This is a genomic window from Pedobacter sp. 01T416_2 (genome assembly GCF_056398925.1).
The window spans coordinates 1-2,625 of sequence record NZ_JBFTQI010000794.1 but is presented as its reverse complement, the minus strand read 5'-3'; the positions used below and the strand labels follow the sequence as shown (position 1 = coordinate 2,625).

2 protein-coding genes are annotated in these 2,625 nt (G+C 37.6%); both read right to left on the bottom strand.

What is annotated here, in order from left to right; translation table 11 throughout:
- Positions 1-56 precede the first annotated feature (56 nt).
- A complete protein-coding gene (locus AC1DPQ_RS24180) occupies positions 57-1,892 on the bottom strand; it encodes a UbiD family decarboxylase (protein WP_477585308.1) in 1,836 nt (611 codons plus the stop codon).
- A 104-nt stretch (positions 1,893-1,996) separates the two neighbouring features.
- Positions 1,997-2,476 carry a Dps family protein gene (locus tag AC1DPQ_RS24175; RefSeq protein ID WP_477585309.1) on the bottom strand — a complete coding sequence of 160 codons (480 nt, stop codon included), beginning with the start codon at positions 2,474-2,476 and terminating at the stop codon, positions 1,997-1,999.
- Positions 2,477-2,625: the final 149 nt, after the last annotated feature.

Below are 2,625 nucleotides of genomic sequence, written 5' to 3'. Positions count from 1 at the left end.
GTTGAAAGCATGGCCTATGTATGCTTAAGAAACAATTTTTTATTTTAATTATTCAACTAAATTATTCCATACAGGCTTCCACCCTCTTGAGCCAAAACATCCAGCTTTTTTTCCACAGCCTCATCTTTGATCAATTCAGGTGCGTGGTGGAGCTTTTTCCTTGCGTCAATAATCAACGAACCTTTACAGCCCCAATGTTTATTAATGGTAAAATCGTTAATACCATAAATATCAGCTGCCGGGTTGCTCCTTGTAAAAGCTACCCAAACCAAGTTCTCAATATTGGCAGCCGTAAATTCTGCATCATCAGCCAATATAATTAAAGGTAAGCCTGATAAATCCTGATCCATCATGGCCATATTCAATAAAGCAATTTCAGCAGCTGTTTTCTCGGGATTTAAATATTTGTTGCTTTCTAAAACCAAAACCCCTGGAATGGCTATTTTCGGCAGATAAAATCCATCGCACAATTTCAGTCCTTCAGGAATCTTATTCCAAAGTTCACGCTGCTTATCTCCTGCTGCAGCAATTACTGCCTTCGATCCGCTGTTTAGTCCATCACCGCTATAATCAAGTGTATCAATTGTAGTATTGGTATAAAAATGAACATCCCTCGTTAAATCGATCCGTTCTAAAATATGGGTAAGAAATGCTTCAATATGGTGCGTACTTAAATGCTGATCATCTTCTTTGGCTGCAATAAACAGGTATTTAGCCAGACTCAATTGGTTTTTTCCCAGTATATGGTTCGCTATGGTTAATATTTCCTGAGGCCTGCGCGCTTTTAAATATGGGGTATAACGCTCACTGCCGATGGCAAAGAGCAAAGGGTGAACGCCAGCCGCATCAACCGCATGAACTTCTTTTAAACCATGTATTTCCTGTGGTATGGCCGAGCCTGTAATTTCATGGATCAAAGCCCCGAAACTGGTATCCTCCTGTGGCGGACGACCAACAACCGTAAACGACCAAATGGCATCCTTTTTATGATATACGTTGTGCACTTTCATCAAAGGAAAAGGATGCGTTAAACTGTAATACCCCAAATGATCGCCAAAAGGCCCTTCTGGCTTATTTTCATTTGGGTAAACCGTTCCGGTAATAATAAAATCGGCATCTGCAGAAATGCAAAAACCTTCATCATCATAAAAATAACGGAAACGCCTATCGCCCAATGCACCTGCAAATGTCATTTCCGATAATCCTTCCGGTAAAGGCATCACTGCTGCTAAAGGATGTGATGGAGGTCCGCCAACAAAAATGCTCACTTTTAAGGGTTGGCCTAGTGCATTGGCTTTAGACTGATGTACGCCAATCCCCCTATGGATCTGATAGTGCAACCCGATCTCCTGATCCTGGATATAATCGTTCCCACCCAATTGGATGCGATACATGCCTAAATTTGCATTTAAAACGCCTGGTTTATCTATATCTTCAGTATAAACCTGCGGCATGGTAACAAAAGGGCCACCGTCCATAGGCCAGTTTACAATTTGTGGTAACTGACCAATACTTGTTTTTAAAAATTTGCTTTTTGCAGAAGGTGTTTTAAGTGGCAAGGCCGATAAAGCCGACATTGCTGAACCCGCATATTTAAATGGATTTTTTAATGCTTTTATCGGATCATTCCTTAACGATACCAGCTGTTGTACTTTTGGTAAAGTATCTCTAAAAATAAATTTCGATCGCTCTAATGTACCAAACAAGTTTGAAACAGCAGGAAAAGGACTTCCCTTAACTTTTTCGAATAGTATTGCTGGTCCTTTATTTTCGTAAACCCTTAAATGGATGGCTGCCATTTCTAAATAGGGATCTACTTCTTCTTTTATTCTGATTAAATGACCGTGCTTTTCGAGATCGGATACACATTCTGCTAAACTTTTGTATGCCATGCCCAAAGATAAATAATTAGATTTTCTCCGAAACAAAAAAGCCTCATATAAGCAGATTTTACAATAAAGCTACTTACATAAGGCTTTTAACCACCTAAATTATATTATTTCTTTCCTGCGAAAGAGCGCAACATCCAGGTATTTTTCTCTTTAAACTGCATAAAACGGTTAACCATATCGTTAGAACCATCGTCTCCGGCCGCATCTGTAGCTTCTAAAAGTCCTCTTTCCAATTCGATCAATGCAGCCATATCATCTAAGATGGCATCAACCATATCAAGATCTTTAAGGCCAATGGTATCAATTTCTTTAATTTGAGATTCTTTTATATAATCGGCAAAACGGCTATGCGGTGCTTTACCCAAGGTTAATACACGCTCGGCTATCTCATCAATAGTTAATTGTGCATTGGTATATAATTCTTCAAACTTAACATGTAAAGTAAAAAAGTTCTGACCTTTAATATTCCAGTGGCAACCTCTTAGTTTTTGATAATGAATATGATAATTAGCCAAATAATCGTTTAAAAGATCTACAACTGGTTTAACTTCTTTTTCGTTTAAGCTTATTTCTTTAGCGTCCATTTTTTTATTATTTATGATGTTTTTGATGTCTACGTAACAACCCAAATTTATAAAAGTTTTGCTCAATTTTGTCTTTTGAACAATACGTTATTTATTAGATCGTTTAATATTCAATATTATAGGGAACAACAATTTTACAAACATTTGTT

Excerpts from the sequence above, each read along its gene's own strand:
- AC1DPQ_RS24180 (WP_477585308.1), bottom strand. The coding sequence starts at position 1,892 with ATGGCATACAAAAGTTTAGCAGAATGTGTATCCGATCTCGAAAAGCAC.
- AC1DPQ_RS24175 (WP_477585309.1), bottom strand. The coding sequence starts at position 2,476 with ATGGACGCTAAAGAAATAAGCTTAAACGAAAAAGAAGTTAAACCAGTT.